This is a genomic window from Tenacibaculum aestuarii, assembly GCF_964510395.1.
Lineage (GTDB): Bacteria > Bacteroidota > Bacteroidia > Flavobacteriales > Flavobacteriaceae > Polaribacter > Polaribacter aestuarii.
Genome location: NZ_CAZEFY010000003.1, coordinates 1,002,377 through 1,027,112 on the forward strand (window position 1 = coordinate 1,002,377; position 24,736 = coordinate 1,027,112).

Below are 24,736 nucleotides of genomic sequence, written 5' to 3' on the forward strand. Positions count from 1 at the left end.
TCTTTTTTTCTGGTTATTGATTTTCTGTTTGCAAAATTACATTATTTCTAGGCTTTAACGAATTAATTTATCCGACACCTTCGATGACTTAAATACCTTAATATTTCTATCTTCATCAATTACTAAAAATCTTGGAATTGTTTTTAATTTTAAAAATTTCCCAAGCTCTCCTTTTCCTTTCTCTTGAATATAGTAATGCTGCCCTTTAACAGGAATATTTTCTAAACCTCTCTTCCAATCATGGTATGAATGGTCTACGGATAAAAAAACATACTCAAATTCTGGATTTTGCTTCTGAAATAAAAGTACATCTTTAAAGCTACGTTGACTGTAAGGACAATAAGTAGCAAAGATTTGTATAAAGAGTTTCTTTCCTTGATTTTGATCTAAAATTTCTTGAAATGAAATTGACTCTCGTTCTAAGGTCAATAATTCTTCTTTTAAGGCTTCGGTGGTAAAATCTTTTGGCTGAAAAACAGCACAACTTGATAAAAAAGTTATACTAATTAATAAATAAAATATTCTCATTTTATTGCAATCTTATTCTTGGATCTAACCAGCTATATAAAATATCTACTAAAATATTTATGATAATAAATAACGTAGCTACTACTAAAACAGCTCCCATAATTACAGGTAAGTCTAGCGTGTTTAGCGAGTTTACTATTTCTTTTCCTAATCCGTTCCAGTTAAAAATATACTCTACAAAAACCGCACCTGCCAACATAGAAGCAAACCAACCTGAAATCGCTGTAATTACCGGATTTAACGAATTTTTCAACGCATGCTTTTTAATTACTTGATACATGGTTAATCCTTTCGCTTTTGCGGTTCGTATGTAATCTTGACTTAAGGTTTCTAACAATGAATTTCGCATCAACTGAATTACTACTGCTAACGGACGAATACCTAATACTATTGCGGGCAATATTAAATTCTTCCACTGAATATGCATTCCTTCACCAAAATCATCTACCTCATACAAACTTCCCGTCATTTCTAAATGGGTGTATTTATGTAATACAAAACCAAACAACCAAGCAAATAAAATTGCCGAAAAAAATGAGGGAACACTCATTCCTAAAGTACTTATGATTGCTATGAGTCTATCAAAAAAAGTATCTTTAAATAAGGCGGAAAAGATTCCTAAAACAATCCCTAAAAACAGTGCGATAGTTATGGCTACCACCGCTAAAATTGCTGTATTCGGTAAAGTTTCTTTAATCACTTCGGAAACATTTTTTCCATTTTTTTGAAATGATTGACGTAAATAGGGTGTTTTTATAACCACCTCTGTATTTCCAACAGAAAACAACGATGTAGCATTGTATTTACCCTCTGATAAGAAAGTATAATTATCAGCATTTTTACTGTGAAACGACAACGGAGATACATCATTCAAATAATACAAATACTGCGTAAATACAGGTTTATTGAATCCGTATTTTTTTCGAATATTTTGTAGTTGTTCTGTATCTTCTCGCTGATCCAACATCATACGAGCAGGATCGCCAGGTAAGATGTTAAACAGTAAAAAAATTACCGTAACCACCCCGAACAGTGTTAAGAATCCGTAAAAAATTTTGTTAACTATATATTGAAACATATATAACAAAGATAACAGAAACTGCTAAATTTATGTACTTTTGCCTAACTTTTACTACAACACATGACAACACAACAACTTGTATCTGAAATTAAAAAAAAGAAATCGTTTTTATGTATTGGACTGGATGTTGATTTAGACAAAATTCCAGCTCATTTACTTCAAGAAGAGGATCCAATTTTTGCTTTTAATAAAGCTATTATTGATGCTACTCACCATCTTTGTGTAGCTTACAAACCTAATACTGCTTTTTATGAAGCTTACGGAATTAAAGGCTGGAAATCTCTTGAGAAAACCATTAACTACATCAACGAAAAACATCCTGAAATCTTCACCATTGCTGATGCTAAACGTGGTGATATTGGCAATACTTCAACTATGTATGCCAAAGCTTTTTTTGAAGACTTAGCTTTTGACTCAGTAACGGTTGCTCCATATATGGGAAAAGATTCTGTTGAACCTTTTTTAGCTTTTGAAGATAAACACACCATTATGTTAGCATTAACTTCTAACCAAGGTGCTTTTGATTTTCAGACAAAAACAGTTGATGGAAAAGAGTTATACAAACAGGTTATTGAAACTTCTAAATCTTGGAAAAATTCACAGAACTTAATGTATGTAGTTGGTGCTACTAAAGCTGAATATTTAGCGGATATTAGAAAAATTATTCCTGATAGCTTTTTATTAGTTCCTGGGGTAGGTGCCCAAGGTGGAAGCTTAGAAGAGGTTTGTAAATACGGAATGACTGACGACACTGTAGGCTTATTAATTAATTCTTCTCGTGGAATTATTTATGCTTCTAACGGAAATGATTTTGCTGAAGTTGCTGCTACAAAAGCAACAGAACTACAACAGCAAATGGAAAATATTCTAAAATAAAAACAAAGCCAAGGTTAATGACTCCTTGGCTTTGTTATTCAATCAAATAATTACTTATATATTATATTGGGTTTTGGTCAATATTTGGATTTGCATTAATCTCTTCAATAGGAATTAGCCAAACCCATCTAATATCACCTGCTGGAACTTGTAACACATTCCCTGCTAAAGCAGCACTATGGTTAGCCCCGGTTCTATCTAAAGGTAAGTTAAGCCTTTTTAAATCTAAAAATCTAAATCCTTCTCCCCACAATTCTACTCTTCTATGAATCATGATTTCATCTATTAATGCTTGTCCTGTATTTGTTGAAAGCGTGTAACTTGGATCTCTCGTTATTACTAAATCATATAATGCTTGAGCAGCTGCCCCATCTTGATTATCTCTTGCTAAAGCCTCTGCTTCTATTAAATACATTTCTGCAGCTCTCATATGCGGTACATCCACTCTACTGTCTGAAGCACTAACCGCTAAAAACTTTTGACTTGTATATGGATATCTTGCATGATTTGACAATAATGAATAACCAGAAGGTAGATCATTATGTTGCCCTGTAGGGTCCCATAATGTTTTTCTTACATCTGTATCTGAAATTTCATCATATAATAATGAGTTAATAGATCTCGGATTACCTCTAATTGCAGAAGAACTAAAATTTCTAGACATGTACCCTCCGAAAGAACCAAAACTATCGTTTTGATCTTCAGCAATTATACTAGCCCACATAAATTCTGAATTTGATGCTGCATTAATAGTGAATCCATTTTTATAAGTATCAAAATTCATTAAGGTATAGCCTGCTCTTGCTAAAGACGCCATATTTGCGGCTTCAGGCCATCTTCCTTGAGTTAATAAAACTCTTGCCTTTATTCCTTGTGCAACTCCTTGACCTAAATTAGATTTTCTTTCTCCTCCGTAGTTAGTTCCGTTTAGTAAACTAATAGCTTCATTTAAATCATTATTAATCTCTGTATAAACCTCTTCTACAGTATTTCTAGGTAATTTTTCTTCTAAGGCACTTTTCTTATAAGGAACCCCTAATTGAGAGTTTCCTCCTCCTTGCTTATATCTTTCTGCATATACCTGAACAAGCTGATAATGTGCCCAAGCTCTATAAGTTAATGCTTGACCTTTTATTTTAGCTTTATCTTCATTAGACCCTACAGCATTATCTATACCGTTAATTAAAACATTAGCATTTGCTATAATAATATAATAAGTCCTCCAAGGAAATTCACTATAAAAATCAGTATCACTTCTACCTGCAGTCCACTTATAAACCCTATTAAACCATTGTTCTCTATGTACCACTTGGTCTTCCCCCATACAATCTAAATGAATATAATGACCTCCTATACCCGCATTACCTTGTGTATCATTCCATCTCTGATATAAAGATCTATGAATTCCATTTAAAACAGCATAACCATTAGTTGTATTTTTTACAGCTTCTGAAGCAGCAACTTGATCAGTTGGAACTGTATCTAAAAAGTCTGTTTCACACGATTGTATTGTAAATGCAAAGACTCCTAATATTAATAAATATATCGTTTTTTTCATTTTTTAAAGTTTTAAGTTTAATCCAAGAGTAATAATTCTAGACGGTGTATAAATATTACTAGTATTACCATTAAACTGTTGTTGAACATTCAATCCTTTACGTGCATTAATAGAAAATAAATTTTCTGCACTCATATACATTCTTAATCCTGTTAAACCAATACGCTCAATCATTTCAGGTTTAAAATTATAAGAAAGGTTCACTTGTCTTAAATTTAAAAATGAAGCATCGGTTAACCATCTGTCTGATGTACCACTCCATTGACTAGATAATGCGGCATCCATTCTTGGCACATCAGTTACATCACCTGGTTGTTGCCACCTATTTAAAATATCAACACTTTTTGCTGTTCCATAACCACCAGATTCCATTATACCTGCATAATTAGAATCTAATGATTCTCCTCCTATTTGATATGTAAAAAGCGTAGTTAAACCAAACCCTTTATACTCAATACTATTTGATATTGAACCTGTTAAATCTGGAATAGCTGAACCTGCATAATGAAATCTTGCGTTATTAGAAAAAGGCGTTACAGCTACACCGTTTATTGTTCTTACACCCGTTGCTGTTGGGTCTTCTGCCACGAACAATCCAGACCCATCCTCTGGATCTACCCCATACCAATCTCTAATCCAATAATCGAAAAGACCTTTACCTACTTTTATTTTTTTGGTTCCATTAATAATTTCTTCTTGAGGTAATTCTGTAAACTCATTTTTAAGTGTTGCGGCATTTATATTTAACGTCCAATTAAAATTTTCTTTTTTAATAATATCATATGATAAACTTACCTCTACTCCTCTGTTAAATAAAGTTCCTATATTCTCTCTTTTACTATCAGCTCCATCTGAAAAAGCTACAGGTACATCAAAAATTAAGTTCTGAGATTCTTTATTGTAATATTCTACTGATCCTCTAAGTCTTCTAGTAAATAACTCGAACTCTAAAGCTATATCAAAATTAGCACTTGTTTCCCAAAGTAAATCTGGTGCTCCTAAACTTGACCGAACAATTCCTGGTTCACTTAGGTTGTTATTATCTAACTGAAATAAAGCTAGGTGTGGATAATACCCTATACCTCTATTGTTACCTAGCTCTCCATACGATGCTCTAAACTTTAATAAGTCTACCCAATCTACATTAGTCATAAATTTTTCTCTATCAATACTCCATGACCCTCCTAACGACCAAAATGTACCCCATCTTGTGTCTTTAGAAAACCTTGAAGATCCATCTCTTCTTATAGAAGAACTTAAATAGTATTTATTTTTAAAGTTATAGTTAATTCTTCCAAAATAACTCTCATCATTATTTTCATCTCTTTGAGAAACTAAATCTGTAGTATTCACATAGTTAATCAATTCATAATTTCCTTCTGCAATTTGTTTTCTTCTAGTTCCACTAAAATCATCAATTGTTAAACTTTGACTCTCATGACCTGCCAATACTTCTACATTATGATCTCCAAATGATTTTGAATAATTTAAAAGTTGATTAAATCCAATTGTTGAAGTTCTAACATATTGTTTAAACCCTAACCCATCAGGAGCCCCATCACCAACTGTTTTGTTCCAAAAAAAAGTATTGTATCTATTTTGTTCTTCATAACTAAGGTTTGTTGTAAAATTAAGTCCCTCAGCTAAACGAAAATCTGCAAATGTTTTCAAGTTCAAAGCTGTTATCTCATCAAAATCAATATCTAACTGTCTTTCTACAACAACATGTCTTCCTGTACTAGCTCCACTTGGTCTATTATCATCTAAATCATATACCTTATTCCCATTTTCATCTAAAATAAATTCACCCGTGATAGGGTCATGAGCAAAAACAGGATATATAGGTCCCATTCCTCGGGTAAACCTAAAAGGATTTCTAAAACTACTAGTTCCACCTATATTAGATTGATTTCCTTCAGATAAAGCTCCTGAAATATTTGCTCCTAATTTTAACCAATCTTTTGCTTGATAGTTTACATTTATTCTAGATGTTATTCTCTGATAATCTGAGTTAATTAAATAACCCTCTTCCTTTAAATACCCTAATGATGCATAAAAATCAGCTTTCTCTGATCTTCCTTGGTAACTTAAGTCTACATTTCTTCTTATTCCTGTTCTAGTTATTGCTCCTTCCCAATCAAAATCATTGTATAATAAACTTGCGTTAGGGTTTAACATACCATCAACACCTACTATGTTATTATTAGGAACATTAAACGGATTGTAGCCTAAAACACTGTAAATATTGTTTGTAGCAGATTGATTAGCTGCTGAAAGATCAGCAGGAGAATCAACACCTGGTATAGCCATCGTATTTCTCAAAGCTTCCCACATAACAGGGTAATACTGCTGTGCATTTATTCTTTCATATTCAGGAATAGCCCTTGCAACAACTCCTGTAGACATGTTTAAGTTTATTTCTCCTACTTGACTTTTACCTTTTTTGGTAGTTACTAAAACAACTCCATTTGTCGCTTTATTACCATATAAAGCTGTTGATGAAGCATCCTTTAATATAGAAATAGTCTCAATATCATTTGTGTTAATATTACTTAAATCTCCATTAATAGGTATACCGTCAACAACATATAAAGGTGCATTAGAAGCTGAAAAAGACCCAAACCCTCTAATTCGAATACTTTGACCTGATCCTGGTTGACCACTAGCAGCTGTAGCAACTACACCTGGTGTAGCTCCTTCAATAGCTGCTGATAAGTTTGCTGTGGGTCTTGATTCTAAAGACTCGGCATCAATCTTAGCCACAGAACCCGTTAACGCTTCTTTAGAACTAGTCCCATATGCTACAACTACTACTTCATCTAGCAAGCTACTGTCCTCTTCCATTTTAACATTAATAGCTGTTGAAGACCCTACTCTTTTTTCTATAGTTTTAAGTCCTACAAAACTAAAAACCAATACAGCCCCTTGATTTACTTTGATAGCATATTTACCATCAAAGTCTGTTTCAACGCCTTTATTCGTTCCTTTAATAATTACACTAACCCCTGGCAATGCTCCAGTCTGGTCTGTAACAGTTCCTGTGACTGTTTTTTCTTGTGCTAATATTGACATACTTATAAGCAAGAACATTAGCGTTAGGTAGTTTTTTAATTTCATAAATTAAATTATTTGAATTATAAAAATTTACTTTTTATAAAAGTAAAAAATTAACTATTATTTTACATTACATATTGTTTTTTAACATAAAAAATATAATAATAAAACAATAAAGCATTAATTGTATTAAAAAAAAACAACCATATGCTTTTTTAAACAAAAAAAGTCAAGGTTAATGACTCCTTGACTTTGTATAACTAATTCAAATAATTACATCAATGAAAACAAAATTTGATGTAAGCTGATGCAAAAATATTAAGCTTAATACTTCATACTTACAACTTTGATTTGAATGACCTGTTTTTTGATTTAAGAAAACTATATTTTAAAAATAAAGAAGGCTGAGAATTAATTCTCAGCCTTCTTTTCTGTTTAAGGGAAGATCTATTTTACTTATTATTGAAGTAATGGGTTAGAATCAACCGCTCTAGTTGGATAAGGTAAAACATAAGAAGTCTTTCCTTCTAATTTTAAATCTTGCCATCTTGTCCATTCAAAAGACATTTCCAAACGTCTTTCTTCAGCTAATGTTAACGAAGACTTTCTTGCTGTTTGTAATTCTGTTAATCTTCCAGTATTACCTGCTTCTGCAGAAATTAAATACATTTCAGCAATTCTTGACACTAATAAATCTGAATCATCTTCTCTTTTATATTTTTTTGAGTAAATATAACCTCCATTTTCATCTTTACCTTCAAAATCGAATAAGATTTCACGAGTATCTTCTCCTTTTACTAATGTAGTTAAATCATCTGCTGCTGCAAAACAGTTCCAATCTTTTGCCATAGGACTCATAATCCAACCCCAAGAACCAACACCTTCTGCTTTATTACCTTTAAACATAAAGATTACTTCTGGATCTCTCTCTAAAGGGTTTGCTGCTAAAGAGAACTTACCTGATGTAATTAACTCTTCCGCTTCTAATCCTGCAGCTGTAATATTACCTTGCACTCTGTAAACTCTTGCTAAAAGAGCTGTTGCCGCTTCTTTTGTAGGAGTTTTTTGACTTTCTAACAAACTAAGTCCATTAAAACTTACACAGTTTTCTTTTGCATATTTTAGATCTTCCACTATAAAGTTTAACACATCCTCTGCAGAAGATGGTGCTATAGGTGTTCTATCATAACTTTCATCTACTAAAGGAACTCTTTCAAACATATCATAAAGTCTTAAGTAACTTAAAGCTCTATTATAACGTGCTGCTCCTTTTTGAGCATTACTTGCTGAAGGCACTTTTAATATAGTATTCGCTCTATCAATACCTGCATAATAATCAGCATAAAAATAACTTAATAAGATATCACTTGCAGGAACTTTATTTTCATAAAAATTCTGTACTTGAAACCACTGAAATTTAACAGGCTTATAGTTATCACCCATAATTTCAGTATTCATTATCGCAAAATAACCATACACATTAGGATGTCTCATTTTTTTATATAATCCTGTCAATAATTTATCTACATCTTCTGTAGCTAAATTAGAATTAGCATCAAGGGATGCCTCAGAAGGTATGTCTAACTGATCACTACAAGATGTAGTTAACATTGCAAACAACCCTATGAAAAGTATTTTTGAAATTTTTTTAATCATCTTCATTTTTTAAAATTTAACATTTAAACCTACTAAGAACGATTTTACGTTAGGAATACCCCCTAAATCAACACCTGCTCCAACTTTACTTCCATCTGTTCTATCTTGACTGCTCTGAGCTGCTTGGTCTACATAACTTACTTCTGGATCTGCTCCTGAATACTTAGTAAATGTAAATGGATTTCTTACCTGAGCATAAAGTCTTAAACTCTTTATAAACTTAACATCAGAATCTTTTAAGAAATCGAAGTTGTACCCTAAAGTAATATCTGAAATTCTTAAATAATCAGCATCTTCTAAGTACCTTGTAGATCTTTGAGTATTCCATGCAGAAATTTCAGAAGATAAGTGTGGTCTTGGATTAGAAGCATTTGTATTTGTAGGCGTCCAATAATCTAACATTTCTGTTAACATGTTTTCAGAATAAGATGGTGCTCCAACTGCTCCTCCATTTAATCCATCTTCCTTGAAAAGTGCATATACTTTTTTACCTATAGAGTATTGACCACTGATTGCTAAATCGAATCCTTTGAATTCAACAGAAGTATTAAAACCTCCATAGATTGGAGCAATACCTCCTTCAAATACTTTTTTATCAGCATCAGTAATTTGTCCATCGCCATTATGATCTACATAAATCATATCTCCAGCTGCCACTGTTTGACCATCTGTACCATCAGCTTTCTTGTATGTATAAGCTTCTGAAGCTACCCCTGCTGATTCTAAGATAAAGAACGAACCTAAAGGGCTACCTTCTTTAACAATAGATGCAAACCCTGTTGTATACTGCCCTGATTCAGCTCCTACTTTTAATACCTTATTGTCGTTATATGAAAAGTTAGCTCCAAAGTTCCACTTGAAATCATCTTTTTCTATAATTCTAGCATTAACATTAGCTTCAAAACCTTTATTAGAAATATTACCTACGTTAGCTAACATCGATACAAATCCACTTTCTTGTGGTACATTAATTCTACTTAAAAGATCTTGTGTTTCTTTTTCATAATAATCTAAATTAATGTCAATTCTGTTAAATAATGTAAGATCTAAACCTAAGTTTAAAGCTTCACCTTTTTCCCATTTTAAGTCAGGGTTAAAAATATTAGTTGCTGCCAAACCTGGTGCTTGATCATAATTCTCTCCTGAACCAATTAAACTTTGTCCTGAAGCATAAGAAATACCTGTTTGGTTACCGGTATACCCAAAAGAAGCTCTTGCTTTTAATTCAGTAATAGCTGGTACATTGAAGAACTTTTCGTTAGAAATTGTCCAACCTAAAGATGCTGCAGGGAAACTACCCCATCTGTTTTCTTTTCTAAATTTTGAAGATCCATCGTATCTTGTTGATACCATAAAGTGATACTTAGAATCCCAAGACAATTGTAATCTTGTAAAATACGACTCTAATGCCATAGCCTTATAAAAACTATCTCCTTGATTAATTTCTCCTGCAGAAATCAACCAATTTAAATCACTTGACGGGAAGTTTTCACCAGCTACATAAGCACTTTCATAATCCCATTGTTGGAAAGAGTGACCTCCTAATAAAGTTAACTTTAATTTATCATTAGCAAACTTATCTGTATAAGTTACAGTATTTTCAATTAAGTAATCTCTATTGTTTTCTGTACTATACAAACCATATCCTGTAGGTACTCCATCTCCATTTAATCCTCTTCTTGTGTTAGGAGCGTCATACCTGTTATATCTATTACTTCTAATATTACCACTAAAAGCAGAGTGCCATACAACACTTTCTATTGGCGTCACATCTAAAAACAATGTTCCTCCTAAGTTTTGCCATTTATCAGTTACTTGTCTTTCAAAAGCAAACAATGGATTAACAAAGTTATGAACAGCAATCTTACCGTCTGCATCGTAAGGACTAACATCTGGTCTTGCTCCTAATGCTCTTGAATATGGCTGATATGTACTATTATCGTCTGCAAAAGGAGTAGCCTCTGAATATGAGAAATAAGAATTAACTCCATACTTTATGTAGTCATTCATTTTTTGCTCTAAATTTAATTTTACACGTCCAATTTTGTACGTATCTTCTTTTATGATACCTTCTTGATCGTATAAAGAAGCTGATAAATACGCTCTAGTATTTTCTCCTCCGCCAGATATACTAAACTGATGTCTTTTAACAGTTGCATTTTCTCTTAACACTAACTTTAACCAGTCTGTATTGTAAGAACTATTAGGTAATGGAGTTAAAACTGTAGGATCTTTTGGTGCGTCTAAAGCTCCAGAAGCAATATCTTGCTCATAGTTTACTCTTGCTGCATCTAATACTTGCTTATATCCTTGAGCATCTAATAAATTTGGTCTTTTAATAATATTTTGAAAACCATAAGAAGTGTTGAAAGACACAGAAATATCTTGTTGATACCCTCCTCTATTCGTTTGAATTAAAATAACACCATTTGATGCTCTTGAACCATAAATTGCAGTAGAAGCAGCATCCTTTAAAATACTAATACTTTTAATATCTTCAGGAGAAATTCCAGACATATCTTCTTGAGGAACACCATCAATAATGTATAATGCATTGTTTGATGCACTCAAAGAACCGTTACCTCTAATACTAATTTGAGTAGCATCACCTGCTCTACCTCCAGTACTTACAATTTGTAATCCTGAAGTTTTACCTTGTAAAGCCTGTGTTACGTTAGCTACTGGCTTATCTTGCAATTGTTCTACTCCAATTGTTGCTACAGATCCTGTTAAATCTTTTTTAGAACTAGTTCCATATCCAACAATAACAATCTCTTCTAATAAATTAGAATCTTCTTGCATTAAAACATTAAGTTCAGAACCTAATCCAACAGTTTTTTCTGTTGCTTGCATTCCAACAAAAGTAAACACTAAAACATCTCCTTGTTTAGCGTTTATAGAATACTTACCATCAAAGTCTGTCTCTGTACCTATGGTTGTACCCTTTAAAATTACATTTACACCTGGTAAAGGACCTGAACTATCAGATACTACACCGGTGATTTTCTTCTCCTGTGCATTAATGTTTAGCAAAAAGCTAAAAAAGAATAACACACAGATCACATTTTTTAAATGTAGATTCATAAATTATTAAATTTTTATTAATTAACATTTGTAAAACTAAAGGCTATAAGTTTCTGTTAGCACTTGTTTGAAGTAAACAACTATTTATTTGATGTGAAAAAACATTTTCAAGAAGTAAGTCAAAAAACCAACTCCTTTACCATCTGTTAATTAATGTTAATTTTTTTAAAAACCCCTTTATTTCACTGCACTTCTTAAATTTTCTTCATTATTTTTGCATCTTAAATCAACATAATTATTAATAACTATGGCATCCTTCAACCATTTTTAATAATTACTAAATCTACTTTTAACATACATCTCTAGTTTTAATAAAATTTTAACTACAATTAAATAGACTTCAAGTTAGGGAGCTTTCTTATTTGGTTGTTATAGTTATTAAGAAAACAAAGTATAAATGAAGATATCAATTCTAATCGTTGATGAAGAAAAAGCTGCTCGATCGAGATTTAAAAAATTAGTAAGCGAATATAGTTTTATAGAAATTGTAGGCGAGTGTTCTGATGGTATGAGTGCTATAGAAAAGATTAACACCTTGTCGCCTGATGTAGTTTATCTTGATACAAAAATCAATAATATGACTGGTTTTGATATTATTGAAAAAATAGCTCTACCCTTAAAACCTATATTCATTTTTACAGCTTCATCAAACGAACATGCTGTAAAAGCTTTCGATTATTTTGCTTTTGACTATCTTTTAAAACCATTAGAAGAAGATCGTTTTTACGCTTCTATTAAAAAAGTAATTAATTACAAGAAAATTGTAGAACTATCTAACTTTAATAATAATCTCGACAATATAATAGGACTTGTAAAAGATAGAACCCCTATGGAAATGCCCGTAAAAGGGACCAAGATCAATATTAAATCAGGAAACAAAATAATCTTCTTAGAGCGAAACGCTATTAAGTATATTTCAGCGTCTGGATATTATGTAGAAATTTTTACTACCGATAATAAAAAATACTTATTAAGAGAGTCTTTATCTAGTATAATCAAAAGATTAAACTCAAGTCTTTTTGTTAGAATTCATAGATCTACCATAATCAACTCTAATTTTATTGACGAAATTATCACTTCAAACTACGGTGAAACCGACGTAAAAATCAACGATAATAAAACCTTTAGAGTTAGCAAAAGCTACAAAAAAGATTTTCAAGAGTTAATGGGAGTTAAATAGTATTTTCCTTTCATTACTTTTGTGTAATGAATAACCCAAAAAAATATACTCGAATTATTTCTTTAGTCCCAAGTCAAACAGAGCTTTTGGTTGATTTAGGACTGGAGGAACATATCGTTGGTATTACAAAGTTTTGTATCCATCCTAATCATCTAACGAAAACTAAAACTATTGTTGGCGGTACAAAAAACATAAAGGTTAAAAGAATAAAAGAACTTCAACCTGATATTATTTTATGTAACAAAGAAGAAAACACCAAAGAAATAGTTGAAACTTGTCAGCAAATAGCTTATACTCACGTTTCTGATATCTTTACACTTACCGATACTATTGATATTATTTCTTTATACGGAAGCTTTTTTGACAAGCGAAAAGAAGCTGATAAAATGATTCATGAATTAAAGTCAAAAATAATCAACTTTAAAGGTTTTATTCAAAATAAACAAAGTAGGAAAGTAGCTTATTTTATTTGGAAAAATCCTTGGATGGTTGCTGCAAATAATACTTTTATAAATCATTTGCTAGAATTAAATAAGTTTGAAAATATTTATGCCAATGAAGTAAGGTACCCTGAAGTTAACTTAAAAGATATCCATAAGAAAAACCCAGAACTGATTTTACTATCTTCCGAACCTTTCCCTTTTAAAGAAAAGCACATAATTGAAATAAAAGAGCACACAAACTATAGCACTCCTTTTTTAGTGGATGGTGAGTACTTTTCTTGGTACGGTAGTAGACTGTTAAAAGCTTTTGATTATTTTGAGGAGTTACACAACAGGATTTGACATATCTTCATCTAAATATTTTATTCTATTTAGCTTTTCCAATATCTTCATTGCTTTGAATGCTGAGCGATCACTTTTACACTCATCTTCATATTTATAATCATTAGCTGTCTCAACCAATCTACGATATCTTTCTTCAAGATGTTTTCTATATCTTCGTAATTGATTAATTCTTGACATTTCTAAATTGGGTTAACACGGATTATAAATATACATATTTATTTGATTTACAACCACATAAAACAACAATTAAATGTAAAATGGGGAAAACACCCGTAATTGTCACCTACCAACAACAAAAAAACTCTTGAAAAATCAAGAGTTTTTTTGTTGTTGACAGTATGTACACTACCTGTTATCTTGTAACGCAAAAACCTGTCGTAATAATGCTGTATCACGTAATCCTATTTTATTACGTATGCCTTTTTCTTCAACTGCAATCATTGTAAAAACCCCATCCAATGCTTCAGTTGTTACGTAGTCTGTTAAATCTGGATTTACTTTTTTAACAAATGGAATACTATTGTATTTTAAAATTAAATTTGACCAAATTTTATCCGCTCCTACTTTAGCAAACGAGTTTTTAATTACAGGATTAAACTCAGCATATAATGCAGAAGTTGTTTTTCCTTCTAAATAAGAAGTTGCAGCATTATCAGCCCCTAATAAAATATTCTTTGCATCGTTAAATGTAATTTCTTTAACAGCATTTACAAAAATTGGAGTCGCTGTTTTTACAGCATCTTCAGCAGTTCTGTTAATTGCTTTTAAACCTTCATCAGCTAAATTACCTAAGCCAATACTACGTAATCCTTTATCAACCGCTTGTAATTCTTCTGGCAGCAAGATTTTTACCAAGTCATTCTTATAAAAACCATCAGTAGCTGTTAATTTACTTACCTGATGTTGAATACCATTATCTAAAGCTTGACGTAAACCGTTACCTATCTGCTCTTGTGTTAACACTCCTCCTTGTGGTAATTGATTTACTACTTTTTGTAACTCTGCACATCCCATAAAAGTTAGTGCAATAAAGAATACTGTAATTTTTTTCATGTTTACTTGTTTGATTTTATCTATTAGAAACAATAAACTAATTATTGTCACATTTATTTGAAGCTATCGGTATTTTTATCATATCCATACGGACAGTGTTTACAACCGCTCTTACAACAATACCCGCGTCGTAAATGGTACGCTTCTTTAAAAACTCTATACCCTTGTTCGTTTGTATAATACTCGTCAGGAGTAGGTTTTAATATCTCTTTTCTCATACTACAAATATCATAAAAAAATACGTTAAACAGGTTTTATATTCCTGCTTAACGTATTTATATATACCCTAAAATAAAATTTTACTTCTTAGCATTTGGAGGATATTCCGCCATTATCTCTGCTACAAACTCTTTAATACGAGCTTCCTTGCGTTCAACACTACTTGTACTTAAAGCTCCCGTTCCTATTCCTTGCCATACTAACTCTTTTTTATCAGCATCTAACAAATCAATAAACAACGTTCCTTCTGTGTATTGAGAAACAGTTACAGGACTTGGTCCATAATACCAAGGATAGTAAAATCCTCCATAATAATTATCGTTTACATTGATACGCTCACGAGATTTTGTAAATAAACTTACCAATACATCAGGTGACGCAGATTTGGTCATTCCTTTTGCCATCAACTCTGCTTCAATAGAACGCATAATACGTTTTTTATCTAAATCAGAAATTGGAGCTTTGTCTATTCCTGTTTTATAAAACGCAAATGTTTTGTACTGATTAAAATCAGTTTGTGTATCATAATCAGTTGTTACTCTTACTGAGCTACATGAAGTTACCAATAATGCGATAATTGGTAATACTAGTAATTTTATTTTTTTCATTTTCTTCGGATTTACATATTCTCTAACAATGCATCATCCACTATGTTAGGAAGCGTAACTTTTAGTTTCTTTTCAACCTCCATTGCTCGTTTAATAGCAAAAACAGCTTCTTCATTTCTTGCCCAACTACGTCTTGCAATTCCGTTATTTACATCCCAGAAAAGCATTGATTTTAAGCGTCTTGATGCATCTTTAGAACCATCAAGAAGCATGCCAAATCCACCATTGATTACTTCTCCCCAGCCTACTCCACCTCCATTGTGGATAGAAACCCAAGTAGCTCCTCTAAAACTATCTCCAATTACATTATGAATTGCCATATCTGCGGTAAAGCGCGAACCATCATAAATATTAGAAGTTTCACGGTAAGGTGAATCAGTTCCAGAAACATCGTGGTGATCACGACCTAAGACTACTGGACCTATCTTTCCTTTCTTAATTGCCTTATTAAACGCTTCAGCTATTTTCATACGTCCTTCAGCATCCGCATATAAAATACGTGCTTGTGAACCTACAACTAACTTATTTTCTTGTGCTCCTTTAATCCACTGAATATTATCGGCCATTTGCTGTTGGATTTCTTCAGGAGATTTTTTCATGATTTTCTCCAACACCTTACAAGCAACCGCATCCGTTTTAGCTAAATCTTCTGGATTTCCTGAAGTACATACCCAACGGAAAGGACCAAAACCATAATCAAAACACATAGGCCCCATAATATCCTGTACATAACTAGGATACTTAAACTCTCTTCCTAAAGTTGGATTTGGATTCATTACATCCGCACCTGCTCTACTCGCTTCTAACAAAAAGGCATTTCCATAATCGAAGAAATAAGTTCCTTTTTCTGTATGCTTATTAATCGCTTTTGCGTGACGACGCAACGTTTCTTGCACCTTTTCTTTAAACAACTCCGGATTATTAGCCATCATTTCATTTGATTCTTCAAACGACATATCTACTGGATAATATCCTCCTGCCCATGGATTATGTAATGATGTTTGATCAGAACCTAAGTCAATATACACATCTTCTTCAGCAAACTTCTCCCAAACATCAACTACATTTCCTAAATATGCTAAAGAAACTACTTCTTCGTTTTCTTTTGCTTTACGAACACGTGCTACTAATTCATCTAAATCAGTGATTTTTTCATCAATCCAACCTTGATCTAAACGAACCTGCGTAATTTTTGGGTTCACCTCAGCACAAACTGTAATACAGCCTGCAATGTTACCTGCCTTTGGTTGTGCTCCACTCATCCCTCCTAAACCAGCAGTAACAAATAAGTTTCCTTTTGGTGATTTCCCTATCTTTCTAAACCCGTTTAACACAGTAATCGTTGTTCCATGTACAATTCCTTGTGGACCGATGTACATATAACTTCCCGCTGTCATTTGACCATATTGAGTAACTCCTAAGGCATTGAATTTTTCCCAATCATCCGGTTTTGAATAATTCGGAATCATCATACCATTAGTTACCACAACTCTTGGTGCATCTTTATGTGATGGAAATAATCCCATTGGGTGTCCTGAATACATAACCAAGGTTTGTTTATCCGTCATTTCTGATAAGTACTTCATCGTTAATAAGTATTGTGCCCAATTAGAAAACACCGCACCGTTACCTCCGTAGGTAATTAATTCATGTGGGTGTTGCGCTACTGCATAATCCAAATTATTTTGAATCATTACCATAATAGCTTTTGCCTGCTCAGATTTCCCTGGATATTCATCAATAGGACGAGCGTACATTTTATAATCAGGACGGAAACGATACATATAAATTCGTCCGTACTTTTCTAATTCCTCAGCAAACTCAGGTAATAATGCTGAGTGATGTTCTTTATCGAAATAACGCAATGCATTACGTAAAGCCAATTTCTTCTCTTCGTCAGTTAAAATTTCTTTACGTTTTGGCGCGTGATTTATGGTAGTATCATACTCTTGCTTTGGAGGTAATGTTGTTGGAATCCCTTGTTTTATTTGTTCTTTAAAAGTCATTTTATACGTTTTTTAGTTTTCAATAAAAAACTGAAAACTTGTTAATTATAAGTTGTTGATAAGCGTAAAAAATGAAAAAACTATGGATAACGGATATCTGCTCTGTGGTACTGAGCTTCAATCCTCTTTTTATATTTTAAAGTTAAAAAATCCATCTTCTTTGAAGTTTGCACAAATATAAGTCTATACTGTTAAAAACCGTACTTTTAAAAAGTATAAATTTTATCCTTATTTTATTTCTTCTTACATTCCTAACAATAAATTGTACCTTTGGTAAGTTTATTGCATAAACAGGTTTATGATATTTATTTCAAAACATATAATTCCAAAAGGTTTTGCTGGAATGACATTATACCCTTTTATCTTTTTAAAAAGAGAAGATTTAAAAGGAAATCCTGTTTTAATAAACCATGAAAAAATTCATTTAAAGCAACAGTTAGAATTATTAATTGTTTTCTTCTACCTATTTTATTTTCTAGAATGGTTTATCAAACTGCTAATTTATCGTAATACTTCAAAAGCATACAGCAATTTAAGTTTTGAACGAGAAGCCTATCAAAATGAAGATAATTTAGATTATATCTCTACTCGAAAAAAGTGGGCTTTCCTTTCTTATTTATAATTGTTAAAACATCCGTCTATTTTTTAAGATTTCCGTAAATTGCGTACCCGAAAATTAAGACAATTTACGAATGGAACAAATAACTCCCTATAAACCTAAACACAAAGTACGAATTGTAACTGCGGCTTCTTTATTTGATGGACACGACGCTGCCATTAATATTATGCGCCGAATTATTCAATCTACTGGGGTTGAAGTAATTCACTTAGGACATGATAGAAGCGTTGAAGAAGTAGTAAACTGTGCTATTCAAGAAGACGCAAATGCAATTGCTATGACTTCGTACCAAGGTGGACATAACGAGTACTTTAAGTACATGTACGATTTATTGCAAGAAAAAGGAGCTGGACATATTAAAATATTTGGTGGTGGTGGTGGAGTAATTCTACCTGAGGAAATCAAAGAATTGATGGACTATGGAATTACTCGTATTTACTCTCCTGATGATGGTCGTGAATTGGGATTACAAGGAATGATTAACGATTTAGTTCAACAATCAGACTTTGCCATAGGAGACAAATTAAACGGTGAAGTAGATAAGTTAGCAGAAAAAGAAATAGGAAGTATTGCTCGCGTAATTTCTTCTGCTGAGAACTTTCCAGAAGTTGCTAAAGAAGCTTTAGAGACCATTCACAAAAAAAATAAAAATTCTAAAACCCCAGTTTTAGGAATCACTGGTACGGGTGGTGCTGGTAAATCGAGTTTAGTGGACGAATTAGTTCGTCGCTTCTTAATTGATTTTCCTGGGAAAACTATCGGATTAATTTCTGTGGATCCATCAAAAAGAAAAACGGGTGGAGCCTTATTAGGTGACCGTATTCGTATGAATGCTATCAATAACGAACGTGTGTATATGCGTTCATTAGCTACACGTCAGTCAAACTTAGCTTTATCTAAGTATGTAAATGAAGCGGTAGAAGTTTTAAAAGCAGCGGAGTTTGACCTAATTATTTTAGAAACTTCGGGAATCGGGCAATCAGATACGGAGATTATTGAACATTCTGATACTTCGTTGTATGTAATGACTCCTGAATTTGGTGCAGCTACTCAGTTAGAAAAAATCGACATGCTTGATTTTGCTGATTTAGTAGCCATCAACAAATTTGATAAAAGAGGAGCTTTAGATGCCTTACGCGATGTAAAAAAGCAATACATGCGTAACAACAACTTATGGGATGTTCACATGGATGACATGCCTGTTTTTGGAACGATTGCATCTCAATTCAACGATCCAGGAATGAATTCGTTGTACAAAGCGATTATGGATAAGTTGGTTGAAAAAACTGGAGCTGATTTACAATCTACTTTTGAAATTACAAAAGAGATGTCTGAAAAGATATTTGTAATTCCACCTAGTAGAACACGTTATTTATCTGAAATTTCAGAAAACAACCGCGCTTACGACAAAAAAGTTGATGAGCAAGAAAAAGTAGCTCAGAAACTTTACGGAATCTATCAAACAATCTTATCTGTCATTCCAAACGAAGTAACGGAATCTTTCCTTACAAAAAGTGGGATTGATCAAGATGAAATCCTGAAACAAGTTCAAAAAGACGAACAACCTTTCGTAAAATTATTATTTGCTCAATTTGATAAAATCAAACTTAATCTTGACCCTTATAACTGGGAAGTTATTTTAAACTGGCAAGAGAAAGTAAAAAAATACAAAGATCCTATATACTCGTTCAAAGTACGTGATAAGGAAATTAAAATAGAAACTCATACAGAGTCGCTTTCGCATACACAAATTCCGAAAGTAGCCTTACCAAAATACCAAGCTTGGGGTGATTTATTACGTTGGAATTTACAAGAGAATGTTCCAGGAGAATTTCCATATGCTTCAGGATTATATCCTTTTAAACGTACGGGAGAAGATCCAACACGTATGTTTGCTGGTGAAGGTGGGCCTGAACGTACCAACCGTCGTTTCCACTATGTAAGTTTAGGTATGCCTGCAAAGCGTTTATCTACTGCATTTGACTCGGTTACTTTATATGGTAATGATCCAGGACACAGACCTGATATTTACGGTAAAATTGGTAACGCAGGAGTATCTATTTGTTGTTTAGACGATGCTAAAAAATTATATTCCGGTTTCGACTTAAGTCATGCAATGACATCGGTTTCTATGACCATCAACGGTCCTGCTCCGATGTTATTAGGATTCTTTATGAATGCTGCAATTGATCAAAATTGTGAAAAGTACATCAAAGAACACAAGTTAGAAAAAAAGGTTGAAGCAAAACTTAAAGAGTTATACGACGATAAAGGAATCGACAGACCAAAATACAATGGAGATTTACCTGAAGGTAATGACGGATTAGGTTTGTTATTATTAGGTGTTACAGGTGATCAAATCTTACCTGCAGATGTATACGCTGAAATTAAAGCAAATACCTTAGCTCAAGTACGTGGTACAGTTCAAGCAGATATATTAAAAGAGGATCAAGCACAGAACACTTGTATTTTCTCTACGGAATTTGCTTTGCGTTTAATGGGAGATGTTCAAGAATATTTTATTGAGAAAAATGTTCGTAATTTCTATTCGGTATCTATTTCTGGATATCATATTGCAGAAGCTGGCGCAAACCCTATTACACAGTTAGCCTTAACCTTAGCAAATGGATTTACCTACGTAGAATACTATTTATCAAGAGGAATGGATATCAATAAGTTTGGACCAAACTTATCGTTCTTCTTCTCAAATGGTATTGACCCTGAATATGCCGTGATTGGTCGTGTAGCTCGTAAAATTTGGGCAAAAGCTTTAAAATATAAGTACGGAGCGAATCCAAGAGCTCAAATGTTAAAATATCATATTCAAACTTCTGGACGTTCATTACACGCACAAGAAATTGACTTTAATGATATTCGTACAACGCTGCAGGCGTTATATGCTATTTATGACAACTGTAACTCGTTACATACGAATGCCTATGATGAAGCAATTACTACACCTACGGAAGAATCTGTACGTCGTGCGATGGCAATTCAGTTAATCATCAATAAAGAATTAGGATTAGCTAAAAACGAAAATCCAATTCAAGGTTCTTTTATCATCGAAGAATTGACCGATTTAGTAGAGGAAGCTGTATTAACTGAGTTCGATAGAATTACAGAACGTGGTGGTGTTTTAGGAGCGATGGAAACCATGTATCAACGTTCTAAAATTCAAGAAGAGAGTTTATACTATGAAACCTTAAAACACACAGGTGAATTCCCAATTATTGGCGTAAACACCTTCTTAAGTTCTAAAGGTTCTCCAACAGTTACTCCGCAAGAAGTGATTCGAGCTACTGAGGAAGAAAAACAGTTCCAAATAAAAACGAAAGAGAACTTAAATAAAGCTCATGAAGATAAAATAGAGCAACTTTTATCTGAAATGCAATCGGCTGCCATTAACAATCAAAATCTTTTTGAAAAGTTAATGGACGCTACCAAAGTTTGTTCGTTGGGTCAAATTACTGCTTCATTGTTTGAAGTTGGTGGTCAATACAGACGAAACATGTAAGCAAACAATGTTTGCAGATAAGTATAATAAACCTCTTAGAAATTTCTAAGAGGTTTATTTCTTTGTTCTAGTTCGTTTTCGGAGTTTAAAAATCCGATCATCATAATAGGCTTTCAATTCATCAACAAACGACATCGGGCTTTTATAGGTTGTTAAAACTTTGTAGGTATAACTGTCTAACAAATCTATTAGTTGTTGTTCTAAACGCTCAATCTCATTTTTTAAATATGTAGCATTACTCGTTGTTTTCTTAACTAATGAAATGTCTTTGTTAAAATTCATTGTGGTATTACCTCCAAAGATATGTGCATGAAAAGCCTCTAACTCTTCCAAGCTTCCGTTTTGATATATTTCAATCAATTTTATTGTTGTTTCTAATGCTTTTTGTTGCTCATTTTCTTGCATCGAAAATTTATCAGGATGCACATACAACATTGCTTCTTTATATAATCTCTTCTTCTCTTTTTGATTTATTTTTTCTGCTACTTCTTTTTTTGAAATGGGTACAATACCTGTAGGTTCTTTGTAATTTTTACCTTTTCGCTTTTGTGCTAACCTTTTCTCTTTTTTAGCTTTCTTTTGCTCCTTATATAAAACCGTTAATTCTCTTTCTTCTATTAACAAATCGGCAATTTCACTTCGTAACGATTGCTCAAAAGGAAATAACTTAGTCTCAATTGCTTCAATCTTAACTTTTAACGCTTCAATCTTCTCTTGTAAGTTTGAAATAGCGTCCGCATTAGCATCAATAGAAAAATGGTTCTCTTTCATAATGCACTATCTTTTCCTTTGTAAAATAGTTAAACCTACTCGTATTTTTTCATACGGAACTTTTTCTCCTAAAAATTCAAAATAAGGTTTTAAGGCCGTTTCGTTTTTTAGTACTTTTTTAGCATTAGCCACTAGCGCTAAAACATCAGCCTCAATGAATTCATCTAAACTCACATCTTTTCCCTCTAAATATAGTTTGGATAAATGAGAAAAAATGGTGGCAGGTTTTAATCCGCGACTTTCTGCGATTTCATCAACGGTTAATCCTTCTTTATACAACTTAAAGGTTTCTAAAGTAGTATCCTTTTTAGTTTTCTTTTTTTCGTTTAAAAAAGTTTTAATCTCTTCCATAAACTCAGCTCCATACACCTCTAATTTTCGTTGTCCTACTCCACTTATTGCCAAAAACTCTTCGTCAGATTGTGGCCTTTCTCTTTCTATTTCTTTAAGTGTAGCATCATTAAACACCAAATAGGCAGCTATATCTTCTTCTTGAGCAATTCGATAACGAAGTTTTCGTAAACGCTCAAACAAGGTATCTTTAATAGCTTTCTTTCTTTTCTCTTTTACTGATTCTTTTACCTCCTTTTGAAACTCTACAGGAGTGGTTAACTGTACTTTTTCCCCATCAAAAAGTACTTTAGTTGAAAAATCAGTAAGTTGTAAACTGTTGTTTAAATGAAAAGCTATTTGACAATACCCTTGATTCGTTAACTGAATTAAATAATGTTGCCAATCTCTCCAAGAAACGTCATTACCTACCCCATAGGTTTTCAGCTTATCATAATTTTTATCTAAGACTGCTGTATTTTTAGCTCCTCTCAACACATCAATCACCGTTCCCATTGCTTCTTTTCCTTCTAGTCGGTAAATAGCTGATAGTCCTTTTTGCGCGATAACAGTTCCATCAAAAAATTGCGGTGGATTCTTACACACATCACAATTTCCGCAGTTTTCTTCAATTAATTCTCCAAAATAACTCAATAATATTTTTCTTCGGCAAACCGTAGCTTCAGCAAATTGCTTCATACGCTCTAGTTTTGCCTCTTGCACCTCCTTATTCCCTGTATTTTCAATAAACTGACGCAACTGAATAACATCTGCATAACTATGAAACAGTAAGGCTTTTGCAGGTAATCCATCACGACCAGAACGTCCTATCTCTTGATAATAGCCTTCAATATTTTTAGGCATATTATAATGAATTACCCAACGAACATTCGACTTGTCAATTCCCATTCCAAAAGCAATAGTAGCACAAATGACTTCACAATCATCTTTAATAAAAGCCTCTTGTGTTTTGGATCTTTCCTCAAAAGATAACCCTGCATGATATGCTCGAGCTTCAATATTGTTTTGCTGTAACTTATTAGCTAATTGCTCGGTAGCTTTTCTACTTAAACAATAAATAATTCCTGCTTCATTAGGTTTCTCATTAATAAACTTAATGATTTGTTGTACTCTATCATTTGCAGGACGAACTTCTAACGCTATATTCTCTCTGTTAAAAGAACTAATAAACTGCGTCGCATTAGGTACCGCTAATTGCTCTAAAATATCTTGTTGCGTTGCTTTATCTGCTGTAGCTGTTAATGCAACAATAGGAACTTCAGGTAATGATTTTTTTAAAAATGCTAACTGTTTATAAGAAGGACGAAAATCGTGACCCCACGCAGAAATACAGTGAGCTTCATCAATCGCAATACAACTAATATATGTTTGATTCAATATATTTTGAAGCAAAGACAAACTCTCAGGAGCCACATACAACAGTTTGATTCTTTTATTGATGACAGCCTCAAAAACCGCTTCTTGTTCTTCGGTTGATTGACTACTATTATAAAAGGTAGCTGGAATTCCGTTAGCTTTCAAACTATCCACTTGATCTTTCATCAAGGCTATTAATGGAGAAATCACTAAGGTAATTCCTTCAAAAAACAGTGCTGGTAATTGATAACAAATAGATTTTCCTCCACCTGTTGGCATAATAACCAAGGTATCCTTTTTTGCTATTATATTTTCAATGATAGCTTTCTGTTCTAGACGGAAACTATCATATCCAAAGTTTACTTTTAATTTCTCTAACAACTCTTGTTCTGTAATCTGCATCATTTTGCAAAAATAGGAATAAAAAAAGCGCA

General features: G+C 32.8%; 18 protein-coding genes. 5 read left to right on the plus strand and 13 right to left on the minus strand.

Features of this window, described 5'->3' with window-relative positions; genetic code table 11:
- Positions 1-54: 54 nt before the first annotated feature.
- Together ACKTSU_RS10900 and ACKTSU_RS10905 are read right to left on the minus strand one after the other, a co-directional pair.
- Positions 55-528 carry a TlpA family protein disulfide reductase gene (locus tag ACKTSU_RS10900; protein ID WP_408036411.1) on the minus strand — a complete coding sequence of 158 codons (474 nt, stop codon included), beginning with the start codon at positions 526-528 and terminating at the stop codon, positions 55-57.
- A gap of 1 nt (position 529) precedes the next feature.
- Positions 530-1,606, minus strand: a complete 1,077-nt coding sequence (locus ACKTSU_RS10905; RefSeq protein ID WP_408036412.1) for an ABC transporter permease — start codon at positions 1,604-1,606, stop codon at positions 530-532.
- A gap of 63 nt (positions 1,607-1,669) precedes the next feature.
- Between ACKTSU_RS10905 and pyrF the strand changes: the two genes are divergently transcribed.
- On the plus strand, positions 1,670-2,485 hold the full coding sequence (gene pyrF, locus ACKTSU_RS10910) for an orotidine-5'-phosphate decarboxylase (protein WP_408036413.1): 816 nt from the start codon (positions 1,670-1,672) through the stop codon (positions 2,483-2,485).
- Between the two features lie 61 nt (positions 2,486-2,546).
- Here pyrF and ACKTSU_RS10915 read toward each other — a convergent pair whose 3' ends face one another.
- The 4 genes from ACKTSU_RS10915 to ACKTSU_RS10930 form a co-directional block, all read right to left on the minus strand.
- Positions 2,547-4,043 (minus strand): RagB/SusD family nutrient uptake outer membrane protein, encoded by a 1,497-nt coding sequence (locus tag ACKTSU_RS10915; RefSeq protein WP_408036414.1) that lies wholly within the window; start codon positions 4,041-4,043, stop codon positions 2,547-2,549.
- 3 nt (positions 4,044-4,046) lie between these two features.
- Entirely contained in the window at positions 4,047-7,115 is a 3,069-nt protein-coding gene (locus ACKTSU_RS10920; RefSeq protein WP_408036415.1) for a SusC/RagA family TonB-linked outer membrane protein, read from the minus strand.
- A gap of 441 nt (positions 7,116-7,556) precedes the next feature.
- Positions 7,557-8,753: a RagB/SusD family nutrient uptake outer membrane protein gene (locus tag ACKTSU_RS10925; protein ID WP_408036416.1), complete on the minus strand. Its 1,197-nt coding sequence runs from the start codon at positions 8,751-8,753 to the stop codon at positions 7,557-7,559.
- A gap of 9 nt (positions 8,754-8,762) precedes the next feature.
- Entirely contained in the window at positions 8,763-11,837 is a 3,075-nt protein-coding gene (locus tag ACKTSU_RS10930; protein ID WP_408036417.1) for a SusC/RagA family TonB-linked outer membrane protein, read from the minus strand.
- A 397-nt stretch (positions 11,838-12,234) separates the two neighbouring features.
- On the opposite strand from ACKTSU_RS10930, the gene ACKTSU_RS10935 reads away from it, so the two are divergent.
- Together ACKTSU_RS10935 and ACKTSU_RS10940 are read left to right on the plus strand one after the other, a co-directional pair.
- The gene (locus ACKTSU_RS10935; protein WP_408036418.1) at positions 12,235-13,017 is read left to right on the plus strand and encodes a LytR/AlgR family response regulator transcription factor; all 783 of its coding nucleotides are present in this window, start codon (positions 12,235-12,237) and stop codon (positions 13,015-13,017) included.
- Positions 13,018-13,043: 26 nt separating this feature from the next.
- The gene (locus ACKTSU_RS10940) at positions 13,044-13,802 is read left to right on the plus strand and encodes an ABC transporter substrate-binding protein (protein ID WP_408036419.1); all 759 of its coding nucleotides are present in this window, start codon (positions 13,044-13,046) and stop codon (positions 13,800-13,802) included.
- On the opposite strand, the gene ACKTSU_RS10945 is transcribed toward ACKTSU_RS10940, so the two are convergent.
- The 5 genes from ACKTSU_RS10945 to ACKTSU_RS10965 form a co-directional block, all read right to left on the minus strand.
- Positions 13,785-13,982, minus strand: coding sequence for a hypothetical protein (locus ACKTSU_RS10945; protein WP_125069320.1), 198 nt, complete (start codon positions 13,980-13,982; stop codon positions 13,785-13,787). The genes ACKTSU_RS10940 and ACKTSU_RS10945 overlap by 18 nt on opposite strands.
- Positions 13,983-14,150: 168 nt before the next feature.
- The gene (locus ACKTSU_RS10950; protein WP_408036420.1) at positions 14,151-14,858 is read right to left on the minus strand and encodes a DUF4197 domain-containing protein; all 708 of its coding nucleotides are present in this window, start codon (positions 14,856-14,858) and stop codon (positions 14,151-14,153) included.
- Positions 14,859-14,911: 53 nt separating this feature from the next.
- Positions 14,912-15,076, minus strand: a complete 165-nt coding sequence (locus ACKTSU_RS10955) for a DUF5522 domain-containing protein (RefSeq protein ID WP_274633944.1) — start codon at positions 15,074-15,076, stop codon at positions 14,912-14,914.
- A gap of 81 nt (positions 15,077-15,157) precedes the next feature.
- Complete coding sequence (locus tag ACKTSU_RS10960; protein ID WP_408036421.1) at positions 15,158-15,685, minus strand: DUF4136 domain-containing protein; 528 nt, start codon at positions 15,683-15,685, stop codon at positions 15,158-15,160.
- A gap of 11 nt (positions 15,686-15,696) precedes the next feature.
- The gene (locus ACKTSU_RS10965) at positions 15,697-17,691 is read right to left on the minus strand and encodes a urocanate hydratase (RefSeq protein WP_408036422.1); all 1,995 of its coding nucleotides are present in this window, start codon (positions 17,689-17,691) and stop codon (positions 15,697-15,699) included.
- Between the two features lie 298 nt (positions 17,692-17,989).
- Between ACKTSU_RS10965 and ACKTSU_RS10970 the strand changes: the two genes are divergently transcribed.
- Both ACKTSU_RS10970 and ACKTSU_RS10975 read left to right on the plus strand, forming a co-directional pair.
- Complete coding sequence (locus ACKTSU_RS10970; protein ID WP_408036423.1) at positions 17,990-18,313, plus strand: hypothetical protein; 324 nt, start codon at positions 17,990-17,992, stop codon at positions 18,311-18,313.
- A gap of 70 nt (positions 18,314-18,383) precedes the next feature.
- Positions 18,384-21,824 carry a methylmalonyl-CoA mutase family protein gene (locus tag ACKTSU_RS10975; protein ID WP_408036424.1) on the plus strand — a complete coding sequence of 1,147 codons (3,441 nt, stop codon included), beginning with the start codon at positions 18,384-18,386 and terminating at the stop codon, positions 21,822-21,824.
- Positions 21,825-21,878: 54 nt separating this feature from the next.
- Here ACKTSU_RS10975 and ACKTSU_RS10980 read toward each other — a convergent pair whose 3' ends face one another.
- Positions 21,879-22,595, minus strand: coding sequence for a hypothetical protein (locus tag ACKTSU_RS10980; protein ID WP_408036425.1), 717 nt, complete (start codon positions 22,593-22,595; stop codon positions 21,879-21,881).
- Positions 22,596-22,601: 6 nt separating this feature from the next.
- Positions 22,602-24,707 (minus strand): DNA helicase RecQ, encoded by a 2,106-nt coding sequence (gene recQ / locus ACKTSU_RS10985; protein ID WP_408036426.1) that lies wholly within the window; start codon positions 24,705-24,707, stop codon positions 22,602-22,604.
- Between the last annotated feature and the right edge of the window lie 29 nt (positions 24,708-24,736).

Bases quoted from the DNA above. Each gene is read 5' to 3' on its own strand.
- ACKTSU_RS10920 (WP_408036415.1), bottom strand. From the start codon at position 7,115: ATGTCAATATTAGCACAAGAAAAAACAGTCACAGGAACTGTTACAGAC.
- ACKTSU_RS10950 (WP_408036420.1), bottom strand. From the start codon at position 14,858: ATGAAAAAAATTACAGTATTCTTTATTGCACTAACTTTTATGGGATGT.
- ACKTSU_RS10980 (WP_408036425.1), bottom strand. From the start codon at position 22,595: ATGAAAGAGAACCATTTTTCTATTGATGCTAATGCGGACGCTATTTCA.
- ACKTSU_RS10925 (WP_408036416.1), bottom strand. From the start codon at position 8,753: ATGATTAAAAAAATTTCAAAAATACTTTTCATAGGGTTGTTTGCAATG.
- ACKTSU_RS10905 (WP_408036412.1), bottom strand. From the start codon at position 1,606: ATGTTTCAATATATAGTTAACAAAATTTTTTACGGATTCTTAACACTG.
- ACKTSU_RS10940 (WP_408036419.1), top strand. From the start codon at position 13,044: ATGAATAACCCAAAAAAATATACTCGAATTATTTCTTTAGTCCCAAGT.
- ACKTSU_RS10900 (WP_408036411.1), bottom strand. From the start codon at position 528: ATGAGAATATTTTATTTATTAATTAGTATAACTTTTTTATCAAGTTGT.
- ACKTSU_RS10960 (WP_408036421.1), bottom strand. From the start codon at position 15,685: ATGAAAAAAATAAAATTACTAGTATTACCAATTATCGCATTATTGGTA.
- ACKTSU_RS10955 (WP_274633944.1), bottom strand. From the start codon at position 15,076: ATGAGAAAAGAGATATTAAAACCTACTCCTGACGAGTATTATACAAAC.
- ACKTSU_RS10930 (WP_408036417.1), bottom strand. From the start codon at position 11,837: ATGAATCTACATTTAAAAAATGTGATCTGTGTGTTATTCTTTTTTAGC.
- ACKTSU_RS10935 (WP_408036418.1), top strand. From the start codon at position 12,235: ATGAAGATATCAATTCTAATCGTTGATGAAGAAAAAGCTGCTCGATCG.
- pyrF (WP_408036413.1), top strand. From the start codon at position 1,670: ATGACAACACAACAACTTGTATCTGAAATTAAAAAAAAGAAATCGTTT.
- ACKTSU_RS10945 (WP_125069320.1), bottom strand. From the start codon at position 13,982: ATGTCAAGAATTAATCAATTACGAAGATATAGAAAACATCTTGAAGAA.
- ACKTSU_RS10915 (WP_408036414.1), bottom strand. From the start codon at position 4,043: ATGAAAAAAACGATATATTTATTAATATTAGGAGTCTTTGCATTTACA.
- ACKTSU_RS10970 (WP_408036423.1), top strand. From the start codon at position 17,990: ATGATATTTATTTCAAAACATATAATTCCAAAAGGTTTTGCTGGAATG.
- ACKTSU_RS10965 (WP_408036422.1), bottom strand. From the start codon at position 17,691: ATGACTTTTAAAGAACAAATAAAACAAGGGATTCCAACAACATTACCT.
- ACKTSU_RS10975 (WP_408036424.1), top strand. From the start codon at position 18,384: ATGGAACAAATAACTCCCTATAAACCTAAACACAAAGTACGAATTGTA.
- recQ (WP_408036426.1), bottom strand. From the start codon at position 24,707: ATGATGCAGATTACAGAACAAGAGTTGTTAGAGAAATTAAAAGTAAAC.